The organism is Chitinibacter tainanensis DSM 15459, assembly GCF_000429785.1.
In the GTDB taxonomy this organism is placed as follows: domain Bacteria; phylum Pseudomonadota; class Gammaproteobacteria; order Burkholderiales; family Chitinibacteraceae; genus Chitinibacter; species Chitinibacter tainanensis.
Map to the genome: position 1 here is coordinate 56,493 of NZ_AUCN01000018.1, position 25,148 is coordinate 81,640.

The following is a 25,148-nucleotide window of genomic DNA, read 5'->3' on the forward strand; positions in this document are numbered from 1 at the left end:
TACATGCAAGCATTGTGGTGGTATTGGCAACATCCGCGCACGAAACAGAGCCTATTTGCACTGTGGACACTGGCCATTTGGGTAGGATCATTAGGGCCGGCCGCGCCGCAAGTGGTGGATCAGGGGGACAAAATCCAGCACTTCATAGGGTATGCCACGCTAGCCATTCTGGCATATAGGCTCTGGCCATATACCCTTAGGGTGTGGCTATTTGCGGCAACGATGGGGGTTTTGGTCGAGATCACACAATCGTTCACCCCCAATCGCAGTTTTGATCCGCACGATATGCTTGCCAACGCGCTTGGTGCCGCGCTGGGCTTGCTGTTCATCCGCTGCTACTCGCGCTGGCGTCAAAGTTGACTAGGCTGGGGTAAACCAATCAGGAGGAATACCCCATGTCTATGCCCCGCAGCAGTGTCATTAGCGCTATCAGCGCCCAGCTAGAACAGCTTAGCCCCGCCGAATTAGAAGCACTGTATAACCGGTTATACCCGCAAACGCCCATCGTGCAAGTGGGCCCCGCCTTATTCGAACATCAAGATATGGATGATTGATTTAACGCAAAAAACCCCGGCATCGACCGCTAATCTGCGCTGTAAATATTAACCGGCCAAAATGCCAAAAATGAATATCCGCTCGTGCGCGAAAGGCATAGAATATTTTCATGCATTCGGAATACCAAAACCCGAATGTCAGTCAGTAATCGAGTATGTAGCAAGCAAATCATTACAACACCGGCTAGAAACTGATCCAGATCAATTTTTTCCGCTGGCGTGGTGATTAGCATAATTGGATGTAATTTTTTTGTATCGGCCGATGCCTGAACGACGTTTGCCGAACAGCGGTAGAACAGCCAAAAGCGGTTTTGGCACAGGATGTCCAGCCGACATCGCCACAAGGAGATACTCATGAACGCCCCAATCGATAAAGCTCTGGATCAATCACAACTGGACGCCTGGCGCGGTTTTACCGCCGGCGAGTGGCAACAGCAAGTTGCTGTACGTGATTTCATTCAGGCTAACTACACCCCATACGAAGGGGATGATCAATTCTTGGCGGGGCCGACTGAACGTACGACCCAATTGTGGAATGAGCTGTCAGCTTTGCTGAAAGAAGAGCGCAAACGCGGCGTGCTGGAAGTATCCGCCCAGTTTGGCTCAACCATCACCGCCCACGATGCCGGTTATATCAATAAAGACCTGGAAACCATCGTTGGTCTGCAAACCGACGCGCCACTACGCCGCGCGATTATGCCTAATGGCGGTTTACGCATGGTGCAAAACGGCCTGAAAGCGTATCACTTCGAAATGAACCCGCAAATCGAAGAGATTTACACCAACTACCGCAAAGACCATAACAACGCTGTATTTGATGCCTACACTCCCGAAATCATGGCCTGCCGTAGCTCAGGTGTGATTACCGGTTTGCCAGATTCATATGGTCGCGGCCGGATTATCGGTGACTATCGCCGCGTGGCGCTGTATGGCGTAGATTTTCTGATTGCCGACAAAAAACGCGAAAAAGCTGAGCTCGATGACGTTGCATTCAGCGAAAACGTGATTCGCCTGCGGGAAGAATTGGCCGAGCAAATCAAAGCGCTGAATGAATTGAAAGTCATGGCCAAAAAATATGGCTTTGATCTGAGCCGCCCAGCCGCCACTGCGCAAGAAGCGGTGCAATGGCTGTACTTTGGTTACCTTGCTGCAGTAAAAGAGCAAAACGGTGCGGCAATGTCGATCGGCCGGATTTCGACTTTCCTCGATATCTACTTCGAACGCGATATCAAAGAAGGGCGCATTACCGAATCGCAAGCTCAGGAATACATCGACCATCTGGTAATGAAGCTGCGGATCGTACGTTTCCTGCGCACCCCAGAATACGATGATCTCTTCTCCGGCGACCCAACTTGGGTGACTGAATCGATCGGCGGCATGAGCGAAGATGGCCGTACTTTGGTCACCAAATCAAGCTTCCGTGTGCTCAACACCCTCTATAACCTCGGCCCAGCGCCAGAGCCTAATCTGACCGTACTGTGGTCAACGTCATTCCCACAAGGCTTTAAAGAATTCTGCGCGAAAGTATCGATCGATACTTCGGCGATTCAGTACGAAAACGATGATTTGATGCGGCCAAAATGGGGTGATGACTACGCCATCGCCTGCTGCGTATCCGCGATGCGCGTGGGTAAACAAATGCAGTTCTTTGGCGCTCGGGTCAATCTGGCCAAAGCCATGCTGTACGCGATCAACGGCGGTGTAGACGAGAAAACCGGCAAGCTGGTAGCCAAAGGTTTTGAGCCAATTAAAGGCGACGTGCTCAATTACGACGAGCTGATGGCCAAATACGACAAGATGCTCGATTGGCTGGCCAAAACCTACGTCACTGCACTCAATTGCATTCACTATATGCACGACAAATACGCTTACGAGCGGATCGAAATGGCGCTGCACGACCGCGATATCCTGCGCACAATGGCTTGTGGGATTGCCGGCCTGTCAGTGGCGGCCGATTCGCTGTCAGCCGTGAAACACGCCAAAGTGCATATCAAACGTAACGAATCCGGTCTGGCGGTTGATTATGTGATCGAAGGCGAATACCCAGCCTACGGTAACAACGACGATCGCGCTGATGATATTGCGGTGTGGCTGTCGACCACGTTCATGGACAAAATCAAAGCCCAGCCGGTGTTCTACCGTGACTCGATGCCAACGCAATCGGTACTGACCATCACTTCAAACGTGGTCTACGGCAAGAAAACCGGTAACACGCCAGATGGCCGTCGTGCTGGCGCGCCTTTCTCACCAGGTGCAAACCCGATGAATGGCCGCGATAAAAACGGCTTTGTGGCTGCGGGCTTCTCCGTGTCGAAAATCCCGTACGAATCAGCACTGGATGGGGTGTCTTGGACAGCGTCTATGACGCCAGATGCGCTGGGTCACAATGCCAGCGATCGCGTCAAAACCCTGGCTGCGTCGATCGATGGTCTGTTTGGCCCGCACGGCGATGAGTGCCCAACTTGCCAAAGCGCGGAACGCGTAGACCAAGCACTGGCCGAGCTGGAAGAAGGCCCGGATCAGTTGTTCCACCTGAATATGAACGTGCTGAATAAAGACACGCTCCTGGATGCGATGGAACACCCAGAGAACTATCCGCAGCTGACTATCCGCGTTTCAGGCTATGCCGTGAACTTTGTCAAACTGACCCGCGAACAGCAGCTGGACGTGATTAACCGGACCTTCCACGCGAAGTGCTAAACCCAGCTTGGCGATACACCACCCGTGTATCGCCAGCTCAGCAAAGCGGATCAAAGCTTTGTAGCCCATACCCCACAAGGAGAAATCATGGCCCAGTTATTTCATCTGAATATGAACGTGCTGAACAAAGAAACCCTGCTCGATGCGATGGAAAACCCGGATAAATATCCGCAGCTCACTATCCGCGTTTCAGGCTATGCCGTGAATTTTGTGAAACTGACTCGCGAGCAACAGCTGGATGTCATCAACCGGACATTCCACGAGCAGTGTTAAGCTACAATCCGGAGTAACCCCCAACGGATCGCCGGGCGCGATCCGTTTTTTTTGCATCATTTTTTGCCGCGAGTACCCATATGGAAGCCAATAAACCCCTAGGTGAAATTATCGCACCGGCCTTCGATGCCGAAGGGCGGCAATATGGCTATGTTCATTCCATCGAAACCGGCGCCGCGGTTGATGGCCCCGGCATGCGCTTTGCGCTGTTTGTATCGGGCTGTCAGTTTCGCTGCCTGTATTGCCACAACCCTGATACCTGGAAGCTGCATACCGGCAAGCAATGGACGGTGGATGACATCGTGGCCGAGATTGGCAAATACGCGAGTTTTTTGCGAGTAGCCGGTGGCCTGACGATTTCAGGTGGCGAGCCGCTGATGCAGGCGCATTTTATCGGCGAGATTTTCCGCCGCGCCAAACAAGATTTACGCATCCATACCGCACTGGATACCCAAGGCTTTCTGGCGGCGCATTTGCCAGATGACTATTTCGACAATATCGATTTGGTCTTGCTCGACATCAAGCAAATGAATCCAGAGAAATACGAGGCCCTTACGGGTAAGCCACTGCAACCCACGATCGATTTTGCCCAGCGCCTATTTAAAATGGGCAAAAAAATCTGGCTCCGTTATGTGTTGGTGCCGGGGTGGTCGGATGATGAAGCGGATGTGCAAGCCTTGGCCGATTATCTTGGTGACATGTCACGCCAATACCCAAATGTGCTGGAGCGAGTCGAAGTACTGCCATTTCACAAAATGGGTGAAAACAAATGGGCCGAGCTGGGGCTGAAATATGAATTGGCCGACACCCAGCCACCGAGCCAAGCTGTGGTGCATCGGGTCCGTGAGCAGTTTCGCGCGCAGGGTATATTTTGCTGTTAAGGGGGTATCAGCCCCTGGAGCATAATTAATAAGCGCTACAGAAACATACCTATGTCTCAATATTCAGCTTCAAAATGCAATGCCAATAAAAAACCTCGCCGCAGCGAGGTTTTTAATTGCGCGAGCAACAGCCTGGGATGGCTTATTTTTCGCTCAGTGCTTCTACGCCTGGCAGCGCCTTGCCTTCCAGGAATTCGAGCGATGCACCACCACCGGTTGATACGTGCGACACTTTGTCTTCCAGACCTGCTTTTTCAACTGCCGCAACAGAATCACCACCACCTACGACAGTGATCGCGCCATTGGCCGTTGCATCCACTAGCGCGTGCGCGACGGCGAAAGTACCTGCCGCAGATGCGTCGATTTCGAATACGCCCATTGGGCCGTTCCACAGGACAGTTTTGGCTGATTTGATAATGTCAGCGTACGCAGCGCGCGTAGCAGAGCCAATATCCACGCCTTCTTGGTCGGCAGGAATCGCAGTAGACGGAACTTCTACCAGACCATCTAAGGTGCGTGCATCAAAATTCAGCGCACGTGTCACCATGGTATCGCTTGGCAATACTAATTTGTCACCCGCTTGCGCCATCAAATCTCGTGCCAGATCCACTTTGTCGTTTTCACACAGTGATTTGCCGATTTCTAGGCCTTGAGCTTTAAGGAAGGTAAAGGCCATACCGCCGCCGATGATCAGCTTGTCCACTTTAGGCAGCAGCGCTTGAATTACATCGATTTTGCCCGAGATTTTCGAGCCGCCGATGATGGCCACCAGTGGGCGCACCGGGTTGTTCACGGCTTCGCCGAGGAAATCCAGCTCTTTTTTCAGCAGGTAGCCGGCCGCGCGAGGCAGCTCAACGCCCACCATCGACGAATGCGCGCGGTGGGCAGTACCAAACGCATCATTAATAAATACATCGCCCAGTTTTGACAGGCTGGCGCGGAAGGCCGCAACTTGCGCAGGCTCAGCTTTCACGCTGTTGCCATCGGCATCTTTGGCTTTGCCTTCTTCGGCGATATGGAAACGCACGTTTTCCAGCAATACCACGCTGCCCGCAGCCAGTGTCGCGCAAGCAGCTTCCACTTCTGGGCCGACGCAATCAGCGAGGAACTGAACTGGCTTGCCCAGCAGCTCTTCCAGGCGTTTGGCTACAGGCGCCAAGCTGTATTTTTCGACTTTCTGACCGTTTGGACGCCCCAGATGCGACATCAGCACAACCGAAGCGCCTTGTTCCAGTGCGTAACGGATGGTTGGCAGCGCGGCGCGGATACGCTTATCGCTTTCCACTACACCATTTTTCACTGGCACGTTAAAGTCCACGCGCATCAGCACGCGCTTGCCGGCAAGATCCAAGTCTTCGATAAACAGTTTGGCCATAGCTTCCTCAGAAACAGGGGTAGTGAAAAAAGCTTATTGTAGCAAGAGTGGCTGCCTTGAAGCTGACGACGGTTAAAGTTTCTGCTGCTAGTTAGGGTAAAAATGCAGGAAAAGCTGGCCTTGGGTAGAATGAGGGCACTTTCATTGCACCCAAAGCTCGGTTATGTCCCGCTATTTGCCTGAACCTGAATTTGCCCACCGCAATCCATCCAAGATCGGCGTTTTGCTGGTGAATCTGGGCTCCCCGGATGCGCCTACGGCCAAAGCTGTTCGCCCATACCTGAAGCAGTTTTTATCTGATCCGCGCGTGGTCGAAATCCCCCGACCGATCTGGTGGTTGATTCTCAACGGCATTATTTTAAATATTCGCCCGGCCAAAAGCGCGGCCAAATACGCCAGCATCTGGCAAAAAGAAGGCTCACCCCTGCGGGTGTGGACTGAACGTCAGGCACAACTCGTGAAAGGCCTGCTGGGCGAGCGTCACCGCGGGCAGCTGGTGGTCGACTACGCTATGCGCTACGGTAATCCGTCGATTGCGAGCCAAATTCAAGCCTTGAAAGCGCAAAACTGCCAGCATCTGCTGGTGGTGCCCCTGTATCCGCAGTATGCCGCCAGCACGACCGCCAGTGTGTTCGATGAGGTGAGTAGGGTACTGCAACAAACCCGCTTTATGCCCACGCTGAAAATGCTGGCGCCGTTTTACGATGAAGCGGCCTACATCAATGCGCTGGCCCAACGCGTACGGGAACACTGGCAGCAAAATGGCCGCGGCGAGCATCTATTGATGAGTTTTCATGGCGTGCCACGCTACACGCTCGACAAAGGTGATCCGTATTTCTGCCACGCCCAGAAAACCGGGCGCTTACTTGCCGAAGCGCTGCAATTGGATAAAACCCAATACACAATCGCGTTTCAATCACGCTTTGGGAAAGCTGAATGGCTTAAACCCTACACCACCGACGAGCTCACCCGACTGGCCACAGCCAAAACCGGCAAGCTCGATGTCATTTGCCCCGGTTTTGTGGCTGATTGCCTGGAAACACTGGAAGAAATTGCCATGGAAGGCAAGGCCGATTTTCTACAGCACGGCGGTGGTGAATACCGGTTTATCCCGTGTTTGAACGATCATCCAGTCTGGATTAGTGGCCTTTCTGAGCTGATAGAGCGCGAGCTGACAAGCTGGCTGACAAACGGTCATTTTGCCAAAAATGAAAAAAATGCACTAGAACAAAGAGATAGATTAAGTAAGGATTTATTCTTACAAAAATGATCTTGGGCTTTGGCGAAATAACCGCTAAACTCTGCGGTAAGTTTATTCTTACAAAAATGAGGAAGCTGAAATGGCGACTCGACTGTTCCTGGCTGAAGATGATCTGATTCTGGCCGACGCGCTGAAAACTAGCTTGTCGCAAGCTGAATTCCAATGTGATTGTGTCAACGATGGCGCGCTGGCGCTGCAAATCTTGCTGCACAATGACTACGACGCGGTAGTGCTGGATATCGGTCTGCCCAATATGGATGGCCTGACGGTACTGAAAAACGTTCGCCAGCACAAGCCATCGCTGCCTATCCTGATTCTGACTGCGCTGGATGGCCTGGATGAGCGCGTAGCCGGTCTGGATGCCGGTGCCGACGACTACCTGACCAAGCCATTTGAATTCTCTGAGCTGGAAGCCCGCCTGCGCGCCTTGCTGCGCCGCAGCCAAATCCTGCCGCAATCTGTGCAGCAACTGGGCAATCTGCGTCTGGATCGTGCCGGTCAGCGCGCTTGGTGCAATGACTCGCCACTGGATCTGTCTGCGCGTGAACTGACCGTGCTGGAAATCCTGATGTCGAACATCGACCGCGTGGTGACCAAAGAACAGATCGTGAGCGAGCTGGGCAACGAGAACGCCGAAGTAGGTCTGAACGCCATCGAGGTGTATGTACACCGCCTGCGTAAAAAGCTGGAACCATGCGGTGTAGTGATCCGCACAATCCGTGGTCTGGGCTACCTCCTCGAGAAACAACAACCTCTGGCTACGGATGCTGCTAACTAAGCGTTCACTGCAACGTCGTATCGTTTTATGGACCGTTTTGCCGTTGCTGGCCTTGTGGCTGGCGGCGGCGGCGGTCATTTATTTTGTCTCGTTTCATTACCTGACCGATAACAACGATGCCACGCTGGCACGATTTCAAATCGAGCTCACCAAAACACTGCAACAGGATGTTCAGCAGGGCAATGAGCTGACTGCGGGCCTGATCCGGCAGCGGACCACCCAATTGCTGGCATTAAGTCAGCCTGAGCATTTTCATTTTGCCGCGCTGATCGATCATCAGCAGGCCATTAATACCCCACTGCAAGCCTTTGATAGCCACCCGAGCGCACAAGCTCAGCAGCGCCTGTTTGATCACAGCGTTCAGCACCAGGCTTATCGGGTACTGCACGCTAATATCCCGCCTTCCGGACAACACCCGGGTTGGCAGATCGAAATTGCCAAATCCCTGGATAGCCAGATCGATGCCCTGCATGCGTTTATGCTGCGTATTGCCTTGCCCTTGATCGCTATTTTGCTGCTGATTAGCATTTTGATCTGGTATGGCATTAAAAATAGCCTCAAACCTTTGCTGACCTTAAAGCAAATGGTGGAAACCCGCCAACCACAAGACTTATCACCCTTAGTCTTGCCCAATGCACCGGAAGAGCTCGAAGCACTCTCCAGCGCATTGAATCAGCTACTGACCAGCACCGAAGAAAGTATGAACCGGCAGCGGCGCTTTATTGCCGATGCGGCACATCAACTGCGCACCCCCTTAGCGGGCCTAAAATCGCAAACCGAGCTCGCCATGCGTGAAAACAGCCCGGAAGGGCTGCGCGAGCGGCTGAATATGGTTCACACCAGCGCCACCCGCAGTATTCACTTAGTGAATCAGCTGCTCACGCTGGCCCGCTCTGAGCCGGGTAGCCTTAATGGCATTCCGAAGGTGAAAATGGATTTGGCGCGGATTATCCGCGACCTGACCAGTGAGTTGGTACCACGGGCTTTGGCGGCAAGGATTGATCTGGGATGCGATTGCCTTGTGAATGAGGCGTGGATTGAAGGTAACTCGGCGCTGCTGCGCGAGCTATTTATCAATCTGGTCGAAAATGCCATTAAATATATTCCGCGCGATGGCAGCGTGACGGTACGTCTGACCGAGACCCCAACTCAATACGTGGTAGATGTAGAAGACAATGGCCCCGGCATTCCCGATGCCGATAAGCAGCGGGTATTCGAGCGTTTCTTCCGCCGCGAGCAAACCGGCAATGGCTGTGGCTTGGGGATGGCGATTGTGAAAGAAATTGTCGAGCGGCATGACGGCACGGTAGAGCTGCTGGATGCTGACCCATCAGGCCTGATCGTGCACGTGGTATTGCCAAAGAACCTAATCAATTCATAGCATTCAGCGCAATACCCTGCATGGGTATATTGCTTTTACAGAGCGCTAAAGTTAAAAAGCCATCTAGCCCTGATCGACAGGGGCTGGATGGCTTTTTTATTGGCTCGCCGTCAGGCTAGGAGTAGGGGCCGCGCTTAAAACAAGCGAGCGAGTAGGGCTTTATCGTACTGCGCGGCCAGTGGAATTTGCACCTGAATGCCATTGCCCGGCGCTACTTCGATGGCATTGCCACGCTTATCGCGCATAGCTTGCACTTGCACATTAATATTGCCACTGGGGTGGATCACTTCCAGCGTGTCACCGAGCGAAAATTTATTTTTCACTTCGATGCGCGCCCAGCCATCTTCGATGCACACGATTTCACCCACAAACTGGCTACGTTTGGCTTTGGAATGGCCATCCATATAGTTCTGGTATTCGTGCGTGTGGTGGCGCTGATAGAAACCATCGGTGTAACCACGATTGGCCAAGCCTTCCAGATCGGCGAGCAGCGCCGGATTAAATGGACGACCGGCCACCGCATCGTCAATCGCTTGCCGGTAAACCTGCGCCGTGCGCGCCACGTAATACAGTGATTTGGTGCGGCCTTCGATTTTCAGCGAGTCGACGCCAATTTTAACCAGCCGCTCCACGTGCTCCAGCGCGCGCAAGTCTTTACTGTTCATGATGTAGGTGCCGTGCTCGTCTTCCATAATTGGCATCAGCTCGCCCGGGCGATTACCTTCTTCGATCAGATAGGTTTTATCGGCCAGCGGGTGACGTTCGGCGCCACCGCAGGCGGCAAAGCTCTGATTAGCGTCGCTCATCGCTTTATTGAAATCAAACTGAATCACCTGCGCTTTTGGCGCGACATCACCGGCGTCATCGGTCACGGTGTCATGCGTTTTGTAATCCCAGCGGCAAGCATTAGTACAGGTGCCTTGATTCGGGTCACGGTGATTGAAATAGCCCGAGAGCAAGCAACGGCCCGAGTACGCAATACACAGCGCCCCATGCACGAAGACTTCCAGCTCCATATCCGGGCACAGTTGGCGAATTTCTTCGACCTCATCCAGACTCAGCTCGCGCGACAAAATCACACGTTCCAGGCCTAGCGATTGCCAGAATTTCACCCCGGCGTAGTTCACGGTATTGGCTTGCACCGACAAGTGAATCACTTGCTCCGGCCATTTTTCGCGCACCATCATAATCAAACCCGGGTCGGCCATGATCAGGGCATCCGGTTTCATCGCGATCACCGGTTCCATATCCGCCAGATAGGTTTTGACTTTGGCGTTGTGCGGCAGAATATTGCTGGCCACAAAGAATTTCTTGCCCCGAGCGTGCGCCTCGGCAATCCCGATCCCGATTTCTTCGAGGCCAAAATCGTTATTCCGTGCCCTCAGGCTGTAACGGGGCTGACCGGCATACACCGCATCAGCACCAAAATCATAAGCGGCACGCATCCGGTCTAGCGTACCGGCCGGCAGCAGTAATTCAGGCGCTTTTAGCATCTTGATTTCCCAAATAAAAAACCTCGCAAGGGCGAGGTTGTAGGCCGCCACAAAAACCGGCCAGATCAATAACTTAGCGCGATTATAGCAAAAATGCCCCCACAACGAATAGGGGGAAGTGGGCAATAATTAGCACGCCTCATTTTCCAGCCCCGCCAGCAAGCTATGCGCCGTGACGAGGCCTGCATCCCAGGTCATTTCTGGTAGCCGCGCGACCGTGTCAGCAGTGCTAAACCGCTGAAAACCGGCCACTTCACCATCCTGATTATTGGGGGTCACGCCTTCGGGCACGACGAGATCGTAGCAATACAGCACCTCATGGTGTGTGCCATCGCTTTCGTTGCGCAGGGTGCGTAGCGTAGCGGTCGGAATGGCTTGGGCGGCCAGAGCAGGGGCGATGCCTGCTTCTTCACCCAGCTCGCGAATAACGCACTCGGCCGGTGATTCATCATAGGGTATACCGCCAGCAGCCAGATTATCTAAGCGATTGGGGTCTATACCCTTGGTAGGCGCGCGCCGGCCTAACCAATAATCGCCATTGACCGTACGGCCATTGATATGCGCCGCCTGACTACACAAACCCAGCCGCCGAAACGCCCCGCGCTCGAGGGTAAATAGGGTCGTAGCTAAATCTGGCGCATCGTCAGCGAGTAGCGGATGCACGCTGTAGCGCTCATTGCGCCACACTTTAATGAGGCCCGCCGCGCGCAGCGCCAACGCCGCCTCATCTAGCAGCGCCTGCACCTCAGACTCGCTGCAGTCAAGTCGCAGCTGGCCAGCCTGCAGTTGAAAATGCGGTGACCAGCTAGTTAAAAAGGCCAGTGTCGGCGCCTCTAGCCAACCCAACCGGTGTTCTTGCCAATACCAAGGAGTAAGCCCCGCCGAAGAAAAGACGGGCTGGCTAGCCAGATAAGCAGTAATTGCGTCGCGCAGCGGCATTTTGGGTACCTGTTCACCGGGAAAGTGTCGGTCAAAGCGGCAATTTTGCTACAATCGCGCCATAACACGCTACCGCAAAACAAGAACCTATCCTTGGAGTCACCACGATGAGCAAGATTCGCCAGGACGATCTGATCTCCAGTATCGCCGACAGCCTGCAATACATCAGCTACTACCACCCCAAAGACTACATTCAGGCCTTGGGCCGCGCCTACGAGCTGGAAGAAAGCCCCGCAGCTAAAGACGCAATTGCGCAAATTCTGACCAATAGCCGCATGTGTGCCGAAGGCCATCGCCCAATTTGCCAAGATACCGGCATCGTCACCTGTTTTGTGCGGGTTGGGATGGATGTGCAGTGGGAAGGCGCGACCATGTCAGTCACCGATATGATCAATGAAGGCGTCCGCCGGGCGTATCTGCACCCCGATAACAAGCTGCGCGCGTCAATCTTGATGGACCCAGCTGGCGGGCGCAAAAACACCAAAGACAACACCCCGGCCGTAATTCACTATGAAATCGTGCCGGGTAATACCGTTGAAGTGGATATCGCGGCCAAAGGCGGCGGCTCGGAAAACAAAACCAAATTCGTGATGCTCAATCCATCGGATTCGATCGTGGATTGGGTACTGAAAACCGTACCTTTGATGGGCGCGGGCTGGTGCCCACCCGGCATGCTCGGCATCGGTATCGGCGGTACGGCCGAAAAAGCCATGGTGATGGCCAAAGAAGCGTTAATGGAAGAAATCGATATCCATGAGCTGATCGCCCGCGGTCCGCAAAACCGCGTTGAAGAACTGCGCATCGAGCTGTACGAAAAAGTGAATGCGCTGGGGATCGGCGCGCAAGGCCTGGGTGGCTTGGCCACCGTGCTGGACGTAAAAATCAAAGACTACCCAACCCATGCCGCCAGCCTGCCAGTAGCAATGATTCCAAACTGTGCCGCCACGCGCCATGTGCACTTTATTCTGGATGGCTCAGGCCCGGCCGAACTGGAGGCCCCTAAACTCGAAGACTGGCCAGCCGTCACTTGGACGCCATCTGCTGCAGCCACCCGCGTGGACCTCAACACCGTAACTCGTGCAGATGTAGCCAGCTGGAAACCCGGCCAAACGCTGCTCTTGAACGGCAAAATGCTCACTGGTCGCGATGCGGCGCATAAGCGCATCGTGGATATGCTCAATAAAGGCGAGCAATTGCCCGTGGATTTCACCAATCGCTTTATCTATTACGTGGGCCCGGTTGATCCAGTACGCGATGAAGTGGTCGGCCCCGCTGGTCCAACTACCGCTACACGGATGGATAAATTTACCGATCAAGTGCTCGAGCAAACGGGCTTGCTGGGCATGATTGGTAAAGCTGAGCGCGGCCCAGCGGCCTGTGAGTCGATCAAAAAACATCAATCGGTGTATTTGATGGCCGTGGGTGGCGCAGCCTATCTGGTCTCAAAGGCCATTAAAGCCAGCCAAGTGGTCGGCTTTGCCGATTTGGGCATGGAAGCAATCTACGAATTTGAAGTAGTAGATATGCCAGTGACCGTGGCGGTGGACTCTTCGGGAACTTCTGTGCATGCCATCGCACCGAAGGAGTGGCAAGCGAAGATTGGCAAAATTCCGGTGAATGCCGGCTAAGCCCGCCCACTCTACGCAACGCCACCTTCGGGTGGCGTTTTTGTCGGCATGACTTAGTTAAGGTCTTAAATAATAAGACAAAAACGGCGAAAAATTGCCTCGGAATAAAAAATCTGCAATAATCGCCGCCTTTTCGGGCTGAAGTAGCCGCGCTACTTTGGCAATTGATTGATTTGATGGCTTGCCCACCCATCGTTGCAGCGCATTTTAACTGCACAAAGTGGCAAGACCTTCTAGCCCAGGGGGTATTGGACATGTCCAATCTGGCTACAGCTACCAACGCCATTGCACGTAAAATGGCCGAGCTGGATTTAACTTCACCGCTGCCAGTTGCCGCCTATTTTGATGAGCAGCTGTATCAGCTCGAAATGGAAACCCTGTTCGCACAAGGCCCACGTTATATCGGCCACGAACTGATGGTGCCCAATCTGAACGACTATCACGTCCTCGAAGCTTCGCATGGCGCGCGCTATCTGAAACGCACCGACCAAGGCGTGAAACTCTTTTCCAATGTGTGCCGCCATCGCCAAGCCGAAATGCTCAGCGGGCGTGGCAATGCCAGCCATACGGTCTGCCCGCTGCATCGCTGGACTTATGATCAGCATGGCCAATTGGTCGGCGCGCCGCACTTTAGCGCCAACCCGTGCCTGCATTTACCGCAAACCGAGCTCACCCACTGGAATGGCCTGCTGTTTGAAAACAATGGCCGCGACATCGAGGGCGATTTGAAAAACCTCGGCGTGCGTAAAGACCTGGATTTTTCCAAGTATGTCTTGCACAGCGTGCAGGTAGATGAATACCAAGGCAACTGGAAAACCTTTATCGAGGTGTATCTGGAAGACTACCACGTGGTGCCATTTCACCCGGGGCTAGGCCGCTTTGTGGAATGCAATGAGCTGAACTGGGAGTTTGGTGACTGGTACTCGGTGCAAACAGTAGGCGTGCATCATGAGTTATCGCGCCCCGGCTCGAAAATTTATGATGAGTGGAGCAAGCAGGTTAAACGCTATGAAGCGGGTAAAAACCCGAAATATGGCGCGATCTGGCTGACTTACTACCCCAATATCACAGTGGAGTGGTATCCGCATACTTTGGTGATTTCCACCATTATTCCAACCGGGCCACGTAGCTATAAAAACGTGGTGGAATTCTATTATCCGGAAGATATTGCCTACTTCGAGCCGGAGTTTGTCGCCGCCGAGCAGGCCGCCTACGCCGAAACGGCGGTGGAAGATGTGGAAATCATCAACCGAATGGAAGCGGGCCGTACCGCGCTGTTTAAGGCTGGCCGCAATGAAGTTGGGCCTTATCAAAGCCCAATGGAAGATGGCATGCGCCATTTTCATCAGTTCCTGCGCCGGGAGCTGGGCGAGGCCATCGACCGCTTAGCGAAGTAAGCTTAACCCCAACAAGGCAGCGCAAGCTGCCTTGTTGCTTTATAGGGTATTGCCTGAAAAGCTTGATCATTTGATCGTCTTAGGCATATACCCCAGGATGTATTTTGTCTTTATTTGAACGTTGTAAACAATCCGGCCCATTCTGGATGGTGCTGGCCGGCCTGTCATTTGCCATCATGGGCGTCTTTGTCAAATTAGGCAGCGCCCAATTTAGCACCGCGGAGCTGGTGTTTTATCGCTGCGCAGCCGGCTTGCTGGGCATTACCGCCGTGGTGCTGCCGCAAGGGCAAACGCTAAAAGTGGCCGGCCCTCAGCTTCGCCTACATTTAACGCGAAGTATTTCCGGCTTTTTGGCGCTGATGCTGTACTTCTACGCCATCGGCCACCTGCCGCTGGCGACGGCAGTCACGCTCAATTACACCTCGCCCATTTTCTTTGTTCTGGTCTTGAGTCTGCATCGGCGCGCCTGGCCACAGTGGCAGCAGGCTGCGAGCGTGGGGCTGGGTTTTTTGGGGGTGACGCTACTCTTGCAACCCACCCTCAATAGTCAGGCGTGGCTGGCCGGGCTAATGGGGCTGGGCTCGGGGATGCTGGCGAGCATTGCTTATCTGGGCGTGAGTGAACTAGGCAAAAGCGGCGAGCCCGAGTGGCGGACAGTGTTTTATTTCTCGCTGGTTTCAACCTTAGGGGCCGGTGCATGGATGCTGCTACAAAGTCAGCCCTTGCATCAGCCCAACTGGCACGAAACCGGCATTTTGCTGGCCATGGGCATCGCCGCCACGCTCGCCCAACTGGCGATGACCCGCGCTTATCGCAAAGGGCGTTCGCTGGTGGTGGTGAGCCTTGCCTATCTCACCGTAGTGTTTTCTACCTTGTTTACCTGGTTGTGGTGGGGCGAGGCGGGCAACGGCCTCTCGCTCCTAGGGATGCTGATTGTCGTGCTGGCAGGGATCTGGGCAGGTGCTACACGGCTGCAACGGCAATAAAGCGCTTGTTTGCGGCATGTCCGGATCATATTAGAATGCGATCAAGAGAGAGGTTTTGATGCGTTTTCTGTTAAGTAATGATGATGGTTATTTCGCCCCAGGCATTGCCGCTTTGGCTATGGCATTGGGCGAGGAAGGTGACGCCTTAGTTTGTGCGCCCGAACGTGATCGCAGCGGCGCGAGCAACTCCCTCACCCTGGATCGCCCTTTGCAAGTACGGGTTGCACCATCAGGCTTTCATTACGTCAACGGTACGCCCACCGATTGCGTACATCTGGCCGCCACCGGGCTGATGGCCGAGCTGCCTGATATGGTGGTGTCCGGCATCAACCATGGCCCCAATATGGGCGACGATACGATTTATTCCGGTACCGTCGCGGCCGCCACGGAAGGGTTTTTGCTAGGTATTCCGGCCATGGCCATTTCACTGGCTTCGCACAATCCCCAGCATTTTGAAACCGCCGCCAAAATCGCTCGCGAGTTGGTGCAGCGTTTTAAAGCCAATCCATTAACTGGCCCAATCTTACTGAATGTGAATGTCCCTGATCTGCCCTATGAGCAATTGCGTGGCATTCGCATTACTCGCCTTGGTCGCCGCCACAAATCTGCACCGGTGATCCGCAGCGCCAATCCGCGGGGCGATACCATCTGGTGGGTGGGGCCCATCGGCAAGGTGGCCGATGCCAGCGATGGCACTGATTTTGCCGCTGTCGAGGCGGGGTATGTGTCGGTAACCCCGTTGCAGATTGATCTTACCAATCATACCCAGCTTGGGCAGGTTGAGACATGGCTGAGTCATTCATGATCAGTCACGGCAGCGGGATGACCTCGGCCCGCACGCGTGCGCGCTTGGTCGAGCGTTTGCGCCAGCAAGGCATAGCCGATGAAACCGTGCTGGCGATCATCGGGCAAATCCCGCGGCACCAGTTTGTGGATGAAGCTTTATCGCACAAAGCCTATGACGACACCTCGTTGCCGATCGGCTTTGGGCAAACGATCTCCCAACCTTATATCGTTGCGCGCATGAGCGAGCTGGCAGCGCAAGTGCCACAGCGGCAGCAGGTATTAGAAATTGGCACCGGTTGCGGCTACCAAACTGCTGTGCTCGCAAAACTCTTTAAAACCGTGCACAGCATTGAACGCATTGGCGGCTTGGTACGCCAAACACGCGAGCGTTTAAGTGGCTTAGGCATTCATAATGCCCGCCTGCGCCATGCCGATGGCTTGCCTGGCCTGCCTGAGCTGGCCCCATTTGATGCCATTGTGATTACCGCCGCGGCACCCATCGTGCCAGAAAACCTCAGTGCACAGCTGAGCGATGGCGGCAGGCTGATTTTCCCGGTGGGCAGCCAGCAGCAAGAGCTGCGCATGATCGAGCGCCGTGGGCAAGAGCTATTTGAAAGCCGGCTCGAAAAAGTCAATTTTGTGCCTTTGCTGCCGGGTATTGCCTAATAAGCAGGTTGCATCGCAACAGGATGCTGATAATTACCTGCCGTTTCTCCATAGCTGCCGTGTAAACTAATGCCTTTCGGATCGTCTGCGCACCGCGCAGCGAGGCCCTCATTTGTTTTTGCGGAGAGATGACGTGCGCGTCCCATCCTTGCTGATTGTCTTGCTAAGTACTCTATTGGCCGCCTGCGCCAGCCCACGCACCAGCCCGGCCCCGATTATTGATGGCCAGCAGACGCCGCCACCGGCCCCCGTCGCCACCCCCATAGCCGCAGTAGCGACACCATCTCCGGCGCAAATGGGCAATAAAACACATACCGTTCAAAAGGGTGATACGCTCTACCGGATTGCTACTTTGTATGGGGTGACCACCGCCGAGGTGCAGCGCTGGAATCAGCTCAGTGACAGTGGCATCAAAATTGGCCAGGTGCTGGTAGTCGCAGCGCCATTGGGCGAAGGTGGCGTAACCGTTACGCCACTGCAAGATGCTGCACCGAGTAAGGTACAAACCCTCGCGACACCACAGCCGCCGGTCGGTAGTAATACGCCGGTCATCACCAAAACACATCCCAAAGCCGTCAAGGAAGTCTATAGCCCTCAAGCAGCCAGCCAAGTCGCCAAATTGGCCGACGGCAACACAGTTGCAACAAAACAACAAGCAGTTGCAAGCTCCGCGACAGTATCTATAACAAAACCAGTTGCTGCTTCTGCTGTCGCAAATTCAACACCAAACCCTAATAAAGCTGCGGCTTCAGTGGCATCATCTGCGACGCAAAGCAATACCAACGGCACCGAGTTTGGCATGCCAACCAGCGGAAAAGTGATCCGCAAGTTCAGTGAAGAAAGCAAAGGCATTGATATTGCAGGAAAACTTGGGCAATCTATTGTTGCGTCAGCACAAGGAAAGGTAGTTTACGCGGGCGCCGGATTGCGCGGCTATGGCAAGATGATCATATTGCAGCACAGCAATGGTTATCTGACGGCCTATGCTCATAACGATAAATTGCTAGTTAAAGAGGGAGATGTCGTTAAAAAAGGTGAAAAGATCGCCGAAATGGGCAAGTCCGATGCTGATCAAGTGAAATTGCACTTCGAAGTCCGCAAAGGAGGCAAGCCCGTCGATCCGGCGAAGTTCATCGCGACAGAATAGACCATGAGCGAACAGATCGAAGCCATTGAGCAAGACCTCATCGACGAAGTTGAAACACTGGATGAAGAAGCGCAACTGGGCGAGGACAACGAGGACCTCGACAGCGAAGCCAAGGAAGAAACCGAACGCTACACCAGCGAGAGCACCGGTGATGTCACGCAGATTTATCTGAATGAAATCGGCCAGTGCAAACTACTCACCCCGGATGAAGAGCGCGAATTATCTCGGCAAGTGGTGAAGGGTGATTTTGCGGCGCGGCAAAAGATGATTGAGCACAATCTGCGCCTGGTGGTGAACATCGCCAAGCACTACATCAACCGCGGCATGACCTTGCTTGATCTGATCGAGGAAGGGAACATCGGCTTGATGCATGCGCTGGAAAAATTTGACCCAGAACGTGGCTTTCGCTTCTCGACCTACGCCACATGGTGGATCCGCCAAAGTATCGAGCGCGCGATCATGAATCAATCCCGCACCATCCGCTTGCCAGTGCATGTGATTAAAGAGCTGAACGTCTATCTGCGCGCGCAACGCCATCTGGAAGCGACACTCGGACACGACCCAAGCATTGAAGATATTGCCCATCTGCTGGGTAAAGATGTCGAAGATGTGCGCCGCGTCATGGGGCTAAATGAGCGGGTGGCCTCACTGGATGCGCCCCTGGATATCGACCCGATGCTGACCATTGGTGAGTCGATCCCCGATGATCAGCATGATGGCCCTGAATCCACACTGCAAAATGCCGAAGTCGAGCGTTATGTACGCGAATGGATGAAGCAGCTGAACGAAAAGCAGCGGATGGTGATTGAGCGCCGCTATGGCCTGAATGGCTATGAGATCTGTACTTTAGAGGACCTGGCCGCCAGCCTAGGTCTGACACGGGAGCGGGTACGCCAGATCCAGATCGAGGCACTGGATCAACTGCGACGCATCTTGCGCCGCTATGGGGTAACGCGTGAAGTTGTGCTCTAAATGCACTCAATGCTAATGCTCAGCCATAATCGTCCATGGTGAGCACCGCAGAAATAAAAAAGCCAGTCAACCGACTGGCTTTTTTAACATGGGGGTATATCGCTTAACAGCAAGCCAACTGGCCTTGCGGCCAGATACCCCTATGGCGTATTAGATACCGCGCAGCAACTCGTTGATACCAACTTTAGAGCGTGTTTTGGCATCAACCTTTTTCACGATTACAGCACAATACAGGCTGTATTTGCCATCGGCACTTGGCAGATTGCCTGATACCACTACCGAGCCGGCTGGAATGCGGCCGTAGCTCACTTCACCAGTTTCGCGGTCATAAATGCGGGTAGATTGGCCGATGTAGACGCCCATTGAAATCACCGAGCCTTCTTCGACGATTACGCCTTCTACCACTTCCGAACGTGCGCCGATAAAGCAGTTGTCTTCAATGATGGTCGGGCCGGCTTGCAGTGGCTCCAGTACCCCACCGATACCCACGCCACCTGACAGATGCACGTTTTTACCGATCTGCGCGCAAGAGCCCACTGTGGCCCAAGTATCTACCATCGTGCCTTCATCGACAAAAGCGCCGATATTGACATACGAGGGCATCAGCACTACGTTTTTGGCAATAAACGAGCCTTTACGCGCAATCGCATTGGGCACCACGCGGAAACCGCCGGCGCGGAAATCCGCTTCGGTGTAATCAGCAAATTTGCTAGGTACTTTGTCGAAATAGTTGGTGCAGCCACCATCGAGCACCACATTGTCATTGATCCGGAATGACAGCAAAACGGCTTTTTTCACCCATTGATTGGTGATCCATTCGCCGCCATTTTTTTCCGCAACACGCAGCTGGCCTTTATCCAGCGCATTGATCACTTCATTGATGGCATCACGCAGCTCGGCGGATACATTGCTGGGGGTGATATCGGCGCGGTTTTCAAACGCGGTTTCAATAACAGTTTGCAAATTACTCATCTGAACTCTCTCAAAAAAACGAGTGCTGGTTGCTCACTCTGAAACAAAAATTTTAAACAGCCGCAGTTTTCCATTGCTGACAGAACGCAACAATCCGCTCTGCTGCGGCGACACATTCATCCAGTGGCGCGACCAACGCAATGCGCACGTAGCCTTTACCCGGGTTCACCCCATGCGCCTCACGGGCTAGATATGAGCCGGGTAAAACGGTGACGTGCTGCTCGGCAAATAGGCGTGCGGCAAAGTCTTCGTCATCGATCGGAGTCTTGGCCCACAAATAAAACGCTGCATCCGGCAAACCAACCTCTAACACCGAAGCCAGGCGCTCGGTCACCGCAGCAAATTTAGCCGTGTATTGCGCGCGGTTTTCAATCACATGCGCCTCATCGCGCCAGGCTGCGGCACTGGCGGCCATCACCATCGGGCTCATTGCGCAACCATGGTAAGTACGATACAGCAAAAACTTAGCCAAAATCTGCGCATCGCCGGCCACAAAGCCCGAACGCATCCCTGGCACGTTCGAGCGTTTGGACAGCGACGAGAACATCACCAGATTACGGTAATCGCGCCCAAGTTTTTGTGCAGCTTCCAGGCCTCCGAGCGGTTTTTCTTCACCAAAATAGATTTCCGAATAACACTCATCCGAAGCAATCACAAAACCATGCTGATCCGAAAGCGCAAACAGTCGCTCCCAATCAGCCAGCGATGCCACAGCACCAGTCGGGTTGCCCGGTGAGCAAACAAAAACTACCTGAGTTCGTGCCCAAACCTCGGCGGGTACGGAGTCCCAATCGGGTTGGAAGCGATTTTCTGCCACGCAATTGACATACCAAGGCTCTGCGCCCGCCAAGAGCGCCGCACCTTCATAAATCTGATAAAACGGGTTGGGGGACAGTACCACGGGCTGCGCAACCGCACTGGTATCAACCACCGCCTGCACGAAGGCAAACAGAGCCTCGCGACTACCGTTCACCGGCAAGACCTCGGTAGCCGGGTTCAAAGCCACCAAACCATACCGCGCCTTTGCCCAATCCGCGATGCTCTCACGCAGTTCATCCGAGCCCAATGTGGCCGGATAGCTGGATAAGCCCGCCATGTGACTAAGCAGCGCATCTTTCACCAATTGTGGCGCTGGATGTTTAGGCTCGCCGATCGATAAATTGATATGGGACAACGCCGCAGAGGGGGTAATGCCAGCAAATAGCTGACGCAATTTTTGAAACGGGTAGGGGTGGAGCAGCTCGAGGCGCGGTGACATAAATGGCACGGGCAAAGTAAGGGAAAGCCGCAATTATAGCGGATTGGCGCGCCCTTGCGGCGCGCACTACCGAAGAAATCGGGCCGTTTTAGGCGAGTATTTCGTTAAAACGATGCATAAATTTCTGCACTTTCGGCCCAACCACGGCCATGCAGTACGGCTGAAATGGATGCTGATTGTAGTAATCGGCATGCTCGATCTCGGCGGGGTAAAACTCGGTTGCCGCCACAATCTCGGTCACGATTGGCGCCGGCCAATCGGCTTGTGCTGCCGTGACGGCAGCGCGGGCCAGCTCGGCCTGTGCTTCGTCTTGATAAAAGATAGCAGACCGATACTGGCTGCCGACATCATGCCCTTGGCGATTGAGCGTAGTTGGGTCGTGAATCGCAAAAAACACCGTTAGCAAGGTGGTGTAGCTCACCACTTCAGGATCATAACTGATCATAACCGCTTCGGCATGACCGGTATTACCGGTACAAACAGCCTGATAGCTGGGTTCAGGCACATCCCCCCCGATGTATCCAGACTGAACCGCACTCACCCCGCGTACGCGCTGAAAAACTGCTTCCAGACACCAGAAGCAGCCGCCAGCCAAAATTGCTGTTGCGCTTGTTGCCATCAGATTCTCCTGATTTTATTGCCGTGCTGTACGTACGTTGAGCGGCAGTTCAGCATTAAAATTAGCCCGATAAGGATTGATATCTAGTCCACCGCGGCGGGTATAGCGAGCGTATACCGCCAGTTTTAATGGTTTGCAGGCCTGTTGCAGATCGACAAAAATGCGCTCGACGCACTGCTCGTGAAACTCATTGTGGTTGCGAAATGAAATCAGATAGCGCAACAAGCTTTCACGATTAATTGGCTGCCCCGTGTATTGAATCTGGACACTGGCCCAATCGGGTTGACCGGTAACCAGGCAATTGGATTTGAGCAAATTTGAACAGAGAGTTTCGGTCACCGTGGTGGTGGAGGCATCACAGCGCAAGAGATTGGGCTGGGGTGAATAATCACTCACTTCGATATCGAGGTTATCGAGATAAAAGCCGGGTAGTTCAACAATTTTTTGCTCGGCAAACCGTTCGGTTTCGATCAATTTAACCTGAATATTCACCCCTACCGCCGCACCAATATCTTGCTTCAGCAGCGCCAGCAGCGCTTCGCTATCAGCGAGTTTGGTCTGGTTAAAGCTATTGAGATAAAGCTTAAACGACTTAGACTCAACAATGTTTGGGCTGTCAGCCGGGATTTGAAAACTGACCAGTGCGACCTGCGGTTTGCCACGCAAATTGAGCCACGACACCTCGTAGGCATTCCAATAATCAAAGCCAAAGAAAGGCAGGGCGCTGGTGATGCCAATCTCGGCGCGCTTACCGCTGCGCGGGATGGGGAACAACAACTCGGGCGCATATTCGGTGATGTAGGAAACTGTTTTGCCCAAGGGCGAAGCGTTAACGTCAGACACAGGCGAGCCTTTTTGATCAGCAAAGCATGATTTTAACGGTAGCGAGGCACACATGCAGCGCTGTTTAGCGGTATTTACGCATCAGCCCTACCACCACGCCGTAAATCTCTAGGCTTTCGCTGGGGCGAATAATGGCAAAATCGGGGTTGTGCGGAATCAGGTAATAGCCCTGTTTATCGCGCCCCAACTCTTTCAAGGTGTATTCGCCATCAACTACGGCCACCACCAAGTCGCCAATATGCGCGGCATGGCGTTTTTCAATGACGGCTAGATCGCCATCATAAATGCCGGCATTCATCATCGAGTCGCCACGCACCTTGATCAAAATTGAATTGGAAGGGCGCGGCATCAGATATTCGTCGAGCGAGATGGCTTCGCTCATCGCATCGTTGGCGGCCGCCGGTAAGCCTGCTGGCACATTAAAATCGGCCAACTCACGCTCAAAAAACCGCTTGGTGGGCGCAAGGCGTTTATCCGGCGTCATTTCCAGATACCCCGCAAGGGTAAGGCGCTTAACGAGCGCTGAAACCGCGGATTTCGAGGCCATACCCAGAAGTTCGCCAATAACAGCGTAAGAGGGGAGACTGCGATATTCGCTGTAATAATCCTGCAGTTTGCCCAGATATTCGTGGTCGCGATTTGGATTGGCCATGGCGGCACCCTGTGGAACATTCGTTCTGTTAGGTTATTGAACGATCGTTCCGCTGTCAAGCACCACGGCGGCCAATCTGGTAAACTGCGTTGTTGATTTGCGAATGTGGAAAAACAGCTGTGCGGATTTTGCTTGCGCCCATGGAAGGCCTGCTCGATTGCGTATTACGCGACGTGATTACTCGCGCTGGCGGGATTGATGAATGCGTAACCGAATTTGTGCGGGTCAGTGGCAGCGTATTGCCCGGGCACACCTTTGAACGGATTGCCCCCGAAATCCTCACCCAAAGTCAGACTGCCTGCGGCGTGCCCGTGAAAGTACAGCTACTGGGCTCTGACCCAGCTATGTTGGCCGCCAATGCGGCCAGATTGGCGAGTTACAATCCATTTGGGATTGATCTAAATTTTGGCTGCCCGGCCAAAACGGTGAATCGCCATCGCGGTGGCGCCGTCTTGCTCAATGAACCTGAACTTATCTATCAGATTGTGAAGGCAGTACGGGATGCCACCCCGGCGCAGATCCCGGTTACCACCAAAATGCGCCTAGGCTATGAAGATAAATCGCCAGCTATTGAATGTGCGCAAGCCATGGAAAGTGCAGGGGCCCAAGAAGTGGTGGTGCATGCTCGCACGAAAGTCGAAGGCTATAAACCGCCGGCCTACTGGGAGCACATCGCTTTAATCCGCCAGGCCGTGAAGTTTAATGTGGTGGCCAATGGGGAAATCTGGACCGTCGACGATTTAAAACGCTGCTTAGCAATTTCGGAATGCACCGATGTGATGTTAGGACGCGGCATTGTGGCCAACCCTGGTTTGGCACTGGAAGCTAAAACTGGGCAAGCGTTAAGCTGGGAAGGTTTGCAGCCGCTGTTTACGGTGTTCTGGCAACAAGTAAAAACGCATTGCTATGCCAAATATCAGGCTGGCCGCTTAAAACAATGGCTGAACTATCTGCGCCGGCATTACCCAGAAGCCGAGCAGCTATTTGCGCAAATTCGGACTTTGAATACAGCCGAAGAAATCGAACAGCAGTATCCCGCATTGGTCTTGGGGCCAAAATAATGCGGCCCAATTTTTTTATTTCAAAACCAAGGCAGCGAGAATTTTCTCGAGTGCTTCAGCTTGCGTGAGCTGCTGTTGCTGGCAATAGGTGCGGAACTTCTGATGCAAGCTAGCATCGATTTCTACTGACAATGCTTTTGGTAGGCGCAACTGATGGTTTTGCGTGGCGCGCTTAATCTGCAGCGCCCGCGAGCGGCGCTTGCGTTCTGCCACGCTCATCGCTTGCCCATGCAAAGGGCGCCGGCCGCGGGGCTTTTTATCTTTGCTTTGCTCCATACTGCACCAAGTCATCGTGACAAGTCGCGATAATAACAGTCATCGCAGCTAGTTTGGTGGGGCTTCATGGATTTTCAGACTTAAGGGGCCACGACATGAAGCACACCAGCTCATATTCTCCGATATTACTTTACATAATATACATTATGCGCATTTTAGATGAAGGGCATTTGAAAACATGAGAAATATCAACTTTTCATATCCATACTGCATCTACCATGCTTCCATCACCTGAAGATGTTGGCATCAC

The 25,148-nt window shown here is 53.6% G+C and carries 25 protein-coding genes; 16 read left to right on the plus strand and 9 right to left on the minus strand.

What is annotated here, in order from left to right; all coding sequences use genetic code 11:
• The first annotated feature begins 3 nt into the window (after positions 1 to 3).
• The 5 genes from G482_RS0106405 to pflA all read left to right on the plus strand — a co-directional run bounded on the left by G482_RS0106405 (position 4) and on the right by pflA (position 4,408).
• Positions 4 to 360, plus strand: coding sequence for a VanZ family protein (locus tag G482_RS0106405; RefSeq protein ID WP_051258796.1), 357 nt, complete (start codon positions 4 to 6; stop codon positions 358 to 360).
• Positions 361 to 395: 35 nt separating this feature from the next.
• The gene (locus G482_RS20270; protein ID WP_156128972.1) at positions 396 to 554 is read left to right on the plus strand and encodes a hypothetical protein; all 159 of its coding nucleotides are present in this window, start codon (positions 396 to 398) and stop codon (positions 552 to 554) included.
• Positions 555 to 908: 354 nt separating this feature from the next.
• Positions 909 to 3,254: a formate C-acetyltransferase gene (gene pflB, locus G482_RS0106415; RefSeq protein ID WP_028449343.1), complete on the plus strand. Its 2,346-nt coding sequence runs from the start codon at positions 909 to 911 to the stop codon at positions 3,252 to 3,254.
• A 24-nt stretch (positions 3,255 to 3,278) separates the two neighbouring features.
• The gene (locus tag G482_RS17595) at positions 3,279 to 3,527 is read left to right on the plus strand and encodes a glycine radical domain-containing protein (RefSeq protein ID WP_034619118.1); all 249 of its coding nucleotides are present in this window, start codon (positions 3,279 to 3,281) and stop codon (positions 3,525 to 3,527) included.
• Between the two features lie 80 nt (positions 3,528 to 3,607).
• Positions 3,608 to 4,408: a pyruvate formate-lyase-activating protein gene (gene pflA, locus G482_RS0106425; RefSeq protein WP_028449344.1), complete on the plus strand. Its 801-nt coding sequence runs from the start codon at positions 3,608 to 3,610 to the stop codon at positions 4,406 to 4,408.
• 142 nt (positions 4,409 to 4,550) lie between these two features.
• Here pflA and G482_RS0106430 read toward each other — a convergent pair whose 3' ends face one another.
• A complete protein-coding gene (locus G482_RS0106430; RefSeq protein WP_028449345.1) occupies positions 4,551 to 5,783 on the minus strand; it encodes a phosphoglycerate kinase in 1,233 nt (410 codons plus the stop codon).
• A gap of 163 nt (positions 5,784 to 5,946) precedes the next feature.
• Between G482_RS0106430 and hemH the strand changes: the two genes are divergently transcribed.
• The 3 genes from hemH (at position 5,947) to G482_RS0106450 (ending at position 9,203) form a co-directional block, all read left to right on the plus strand.
• Positions 5,947 to 7,053, plus strand: a complete 1,107-nt coding sequence (hemH, locus tag G482_RS17600) for a ferrochelatase (RefSeq protein ID WP_051258797.1) — start codon at positions 5,947 to 5,949, stop codon at positions 7,051 to 7,053.
• 70 nt (positions 7,054 to 7,123) lie between these two features.
• Positions 7,124 to 7,822 (plus strand): response regulator transcription factor, encoded by a 699-nt coding sequence (locus G482_RS0106445; RefSeq protein ID WP_028449520.1) that lies wholly within the window; start codon positions 7,124 to 7,126, stop codon positions 7,820 to 7,822.
• Positions 7,809 to 9,203 carry a sensor histidine kinase gene (locus tag G482_RS0106450; protein ID WP_034619119.1) on the plus strand — a complete coding sequence of 465 codons (1,395 nt, stop codon included), beginning with the start codon at positions 7,809 to 7,811 and terminating at the stop codon, positions 9,201 to 9,203. The genes G482_RS0106445 and G482_RS0106450 overlap by 14 nt, the downstream gene beginning before the upstream one ends.
• 134 nt (positions 9,204 to 9,337) lie before the next feature.
• Here the strand turns inward: G482_RS0106450 and trhP are convergent, their stop codons facing one another.
• Positions 9,338 to 10,696 carry a prephenate-dependent tRNA uridine(34) hydroxylase TrhP gene (trhP, locus tag G482_RS0106455; protein WP_028449347.1) on the minus strand — a complete coding sequence of 453 codons (1,359 nt, stop codon included), beginning with the start codon at positions 10,694 to 10,696 and terminating at the stop codon, positions 9,338 to 9,340.
• A gap of 129 nt (positions 10,697 to 10,825) precedes the next feature.
• The gene (locus G482_RS19490) at positions 10,826 to 11,635 is read right to left on the minus strand and encodes an NUDIX hydrolase (protein WP_051258799.1); all 810 of its coding nucleotides are present in this window, start codon (positions 11,633 to 11,635) and stop codon (positions 10,826 to 10,828) included.
• Positions 11,636 to 11,742: 107 nt separating this feature from the next.
• Between G482_RS19490 and G482_RS0106465 the strand changes: the two genes are divergently transcribed.
• The 7 genes from G482_RS0106465 to rpoS all read left to right on the plus strand — a co-directional run bounded on the left by G482_RS0106465 (position 11,743) and on the right by rpoS (position 19,217).
• Positions 11,743 to 13,263 (plus strand): fumarate hydratase, encoded by a 1,521-nt coding sequence (locus tag G482_RS0106465; RefSeq protein ID WP_028449348.1) that lies wholly within the window; start codon positions 11,743 to 11,745, stop codon positions 13,261 to 13,263.
• A 254-nt stretch (positions 13,264 to 13,517) separates the two neighbouring features.
• Entirely contained in the window at positions 13,518 to 14,660 is a 1,143-nt protein-coding gene (locus G482_RS0106470) for an aromatic ring-hydroxylating oxygenase subunit alpha (protein ID WP_028449349.1), read from the plus strand.
• A 104-nt stretch (positions 14,661 to 14,764) separates the two neighbouring features.
• Complete coding sequence (locus G482_RS0106475) at positions 14,765 to 15,646, plus strand: DMT family transporter (RefSeq protein ID WP_245575260.1); 882 nt, start codon at positions 14,765 to 14,767, stop codon at positions 15,644 to 15,646.
• 58 nt (positions 15,647 to 15,704) lie between these two features.
• A complete protein-coding gene (surE, locus tag G482_RS0106480; protein ID WP_028449351.1) occupies positions 15,705 to 16,451 on the plus strand; it encodes a 5'/3'-nucleotidase SurE in 747 nt (248 codons plus the stop codon).
• The gene (locus G482_RS0106485) at positions 16,433 to 17,098 is read left to right on the plus strand and encodes a protein-L-isoaspartate(D-aspartate) O-methyltransferase (protein ID WP_028449352.1); all 666 of its coding nucleotides are present in this window, start codon (positions 16,433 to 16,435) and stop codon (positions 17,096 to 17,098) included. The genes surE and G482_RS0106485 overlap by 19 nt, the downstream gene beginning before the upstream one ends.
• 133 nt (positions 17,099 to 17,231) lie before the next feature.
• Complete coding sequence (locus tag G482_RS0106490; protein ID WP_034619122.1) at positions 17,232 to 18,245, plus strand: peptidoglycan DD-metalloendopeptidase family protein; 1,014 nt, start codon at positions 17,232 to 17,234, stop codon at positions 18,243 to 18,245.
• 3 nt (positions 18,246 to 18,248) lie between these two features.
• On the plus strand, positions 18,249 to 19,217 hold the full coding sequence (gene rpoS / locus G482_RS0106495; protein WP_028449354.1) for an RNA polymerase sigma factor RpoS: 969 nt from the start codon (positions 18,249 to 18,251) through the stop codon (positions 19,215 to 19,217).
• 150 nt (positions 19,218 to 19,367) lie between these two features.
• Here the strand turns inward: rpoS and dapD are convergent, their stop codons facing one another.
• From dapD to G482_RS0106520, 5 genes are all read right to left on the minus strand, one after another.
• Positions 19,368 to 20,189, minus strand: coding sequence for a 2,3,4,5-tetrahydropyridine-2,6-dicarboxylate N-succinyltransferase (dapD, locus tag G482_RS0106500; RefSeq protein WP_028449355.1), 822 nt, complete (start codon positions 20,187 to 20,189; stop codon positions 19,368 to 19,370).
• Positions 20,190 to 20,241: 52 nt separating this feature from the next.
• Positions 20,242 to 21,447 (minus strand): succinyldiaminopimelate transaminase, encoded by a 1,206-nt coding sequence (gene dapC / locus G482_RS0106505; RefSeq protein ID WP_028449356.1) that lies wholly within the window; start codon positions 21,445 to 21,447, stop codon positions 20,242 to 20,244.
• Between the two features lie 88 nt (positions 21,448 to 21,535).
• Entirely contained in the window at positions 21,536 to 22,066 is a 531-nt protein-coding gene (gene msrA, locus G482_RS0106510; protein WP_028449357.1) for a peptide-methionine (S)-S-oxide reductase MsrA, read from the minus strand.
• Between the two features lie 15 nt (positions 22,067 to 22,081).
• Positions 22,082 to 22,909: an NADPH-dependent 7-cyano-7-deazaguanine reductase QueF gene (queF, locus tag G482_RS0106515; RefSeq protein ID WP_028449358.1), complete on the minus strand. Its 828-nt coding sequence runs from the start codon at positions 22,907 to 22,909 to the stop codon at positions 22,082 to 22,084.
• 64 nt (positions 22,910 to 22,973) lie between these two features.
• Positions 22,974 to 23,561, minus strand: coding sequence for a LexA family protein (locus G482_RS0106520; protein WP_028449359.1), 588 nt, complete (start codon positions 23,559 to 23,561; stop codon positions 22,974 to 22,976).
• 119 nt (positions 23,562 to 23,680) lie between these two features.
• Between G482_RS0106520 and G482_RS0106525 the strand changes: the two genes are divergently transcribed.
• Entirely contained in the window at positions 23,681 to 24,622 is a 942-nt protein-coding gene (locus tag G482_RS0106525; protein ID WP_245575261.1) for a tRNA dihydrouridine synthase, read from the plus strand.
• 15 nt (positions 24,623 to 24,637) lie between these two features.
• Here G482_RS0106525 and G482_RS0106530 read toward each other — a convergent pair whose 3' ends face one another.
• Positions 24,638 to 24,841 (minus strand): hypothetical protein, encoded by a 204-nt coding sequence (locus tag G482_RS0106530; RefSeq protein WP_169721057.1) that lies wholly within the window; start codon positions 24,839 to 24,841, stop codon positions 24,638 to 24,640.
• Positions 24,842 to 25,148 lie beyond the last annotated feature (307 nt).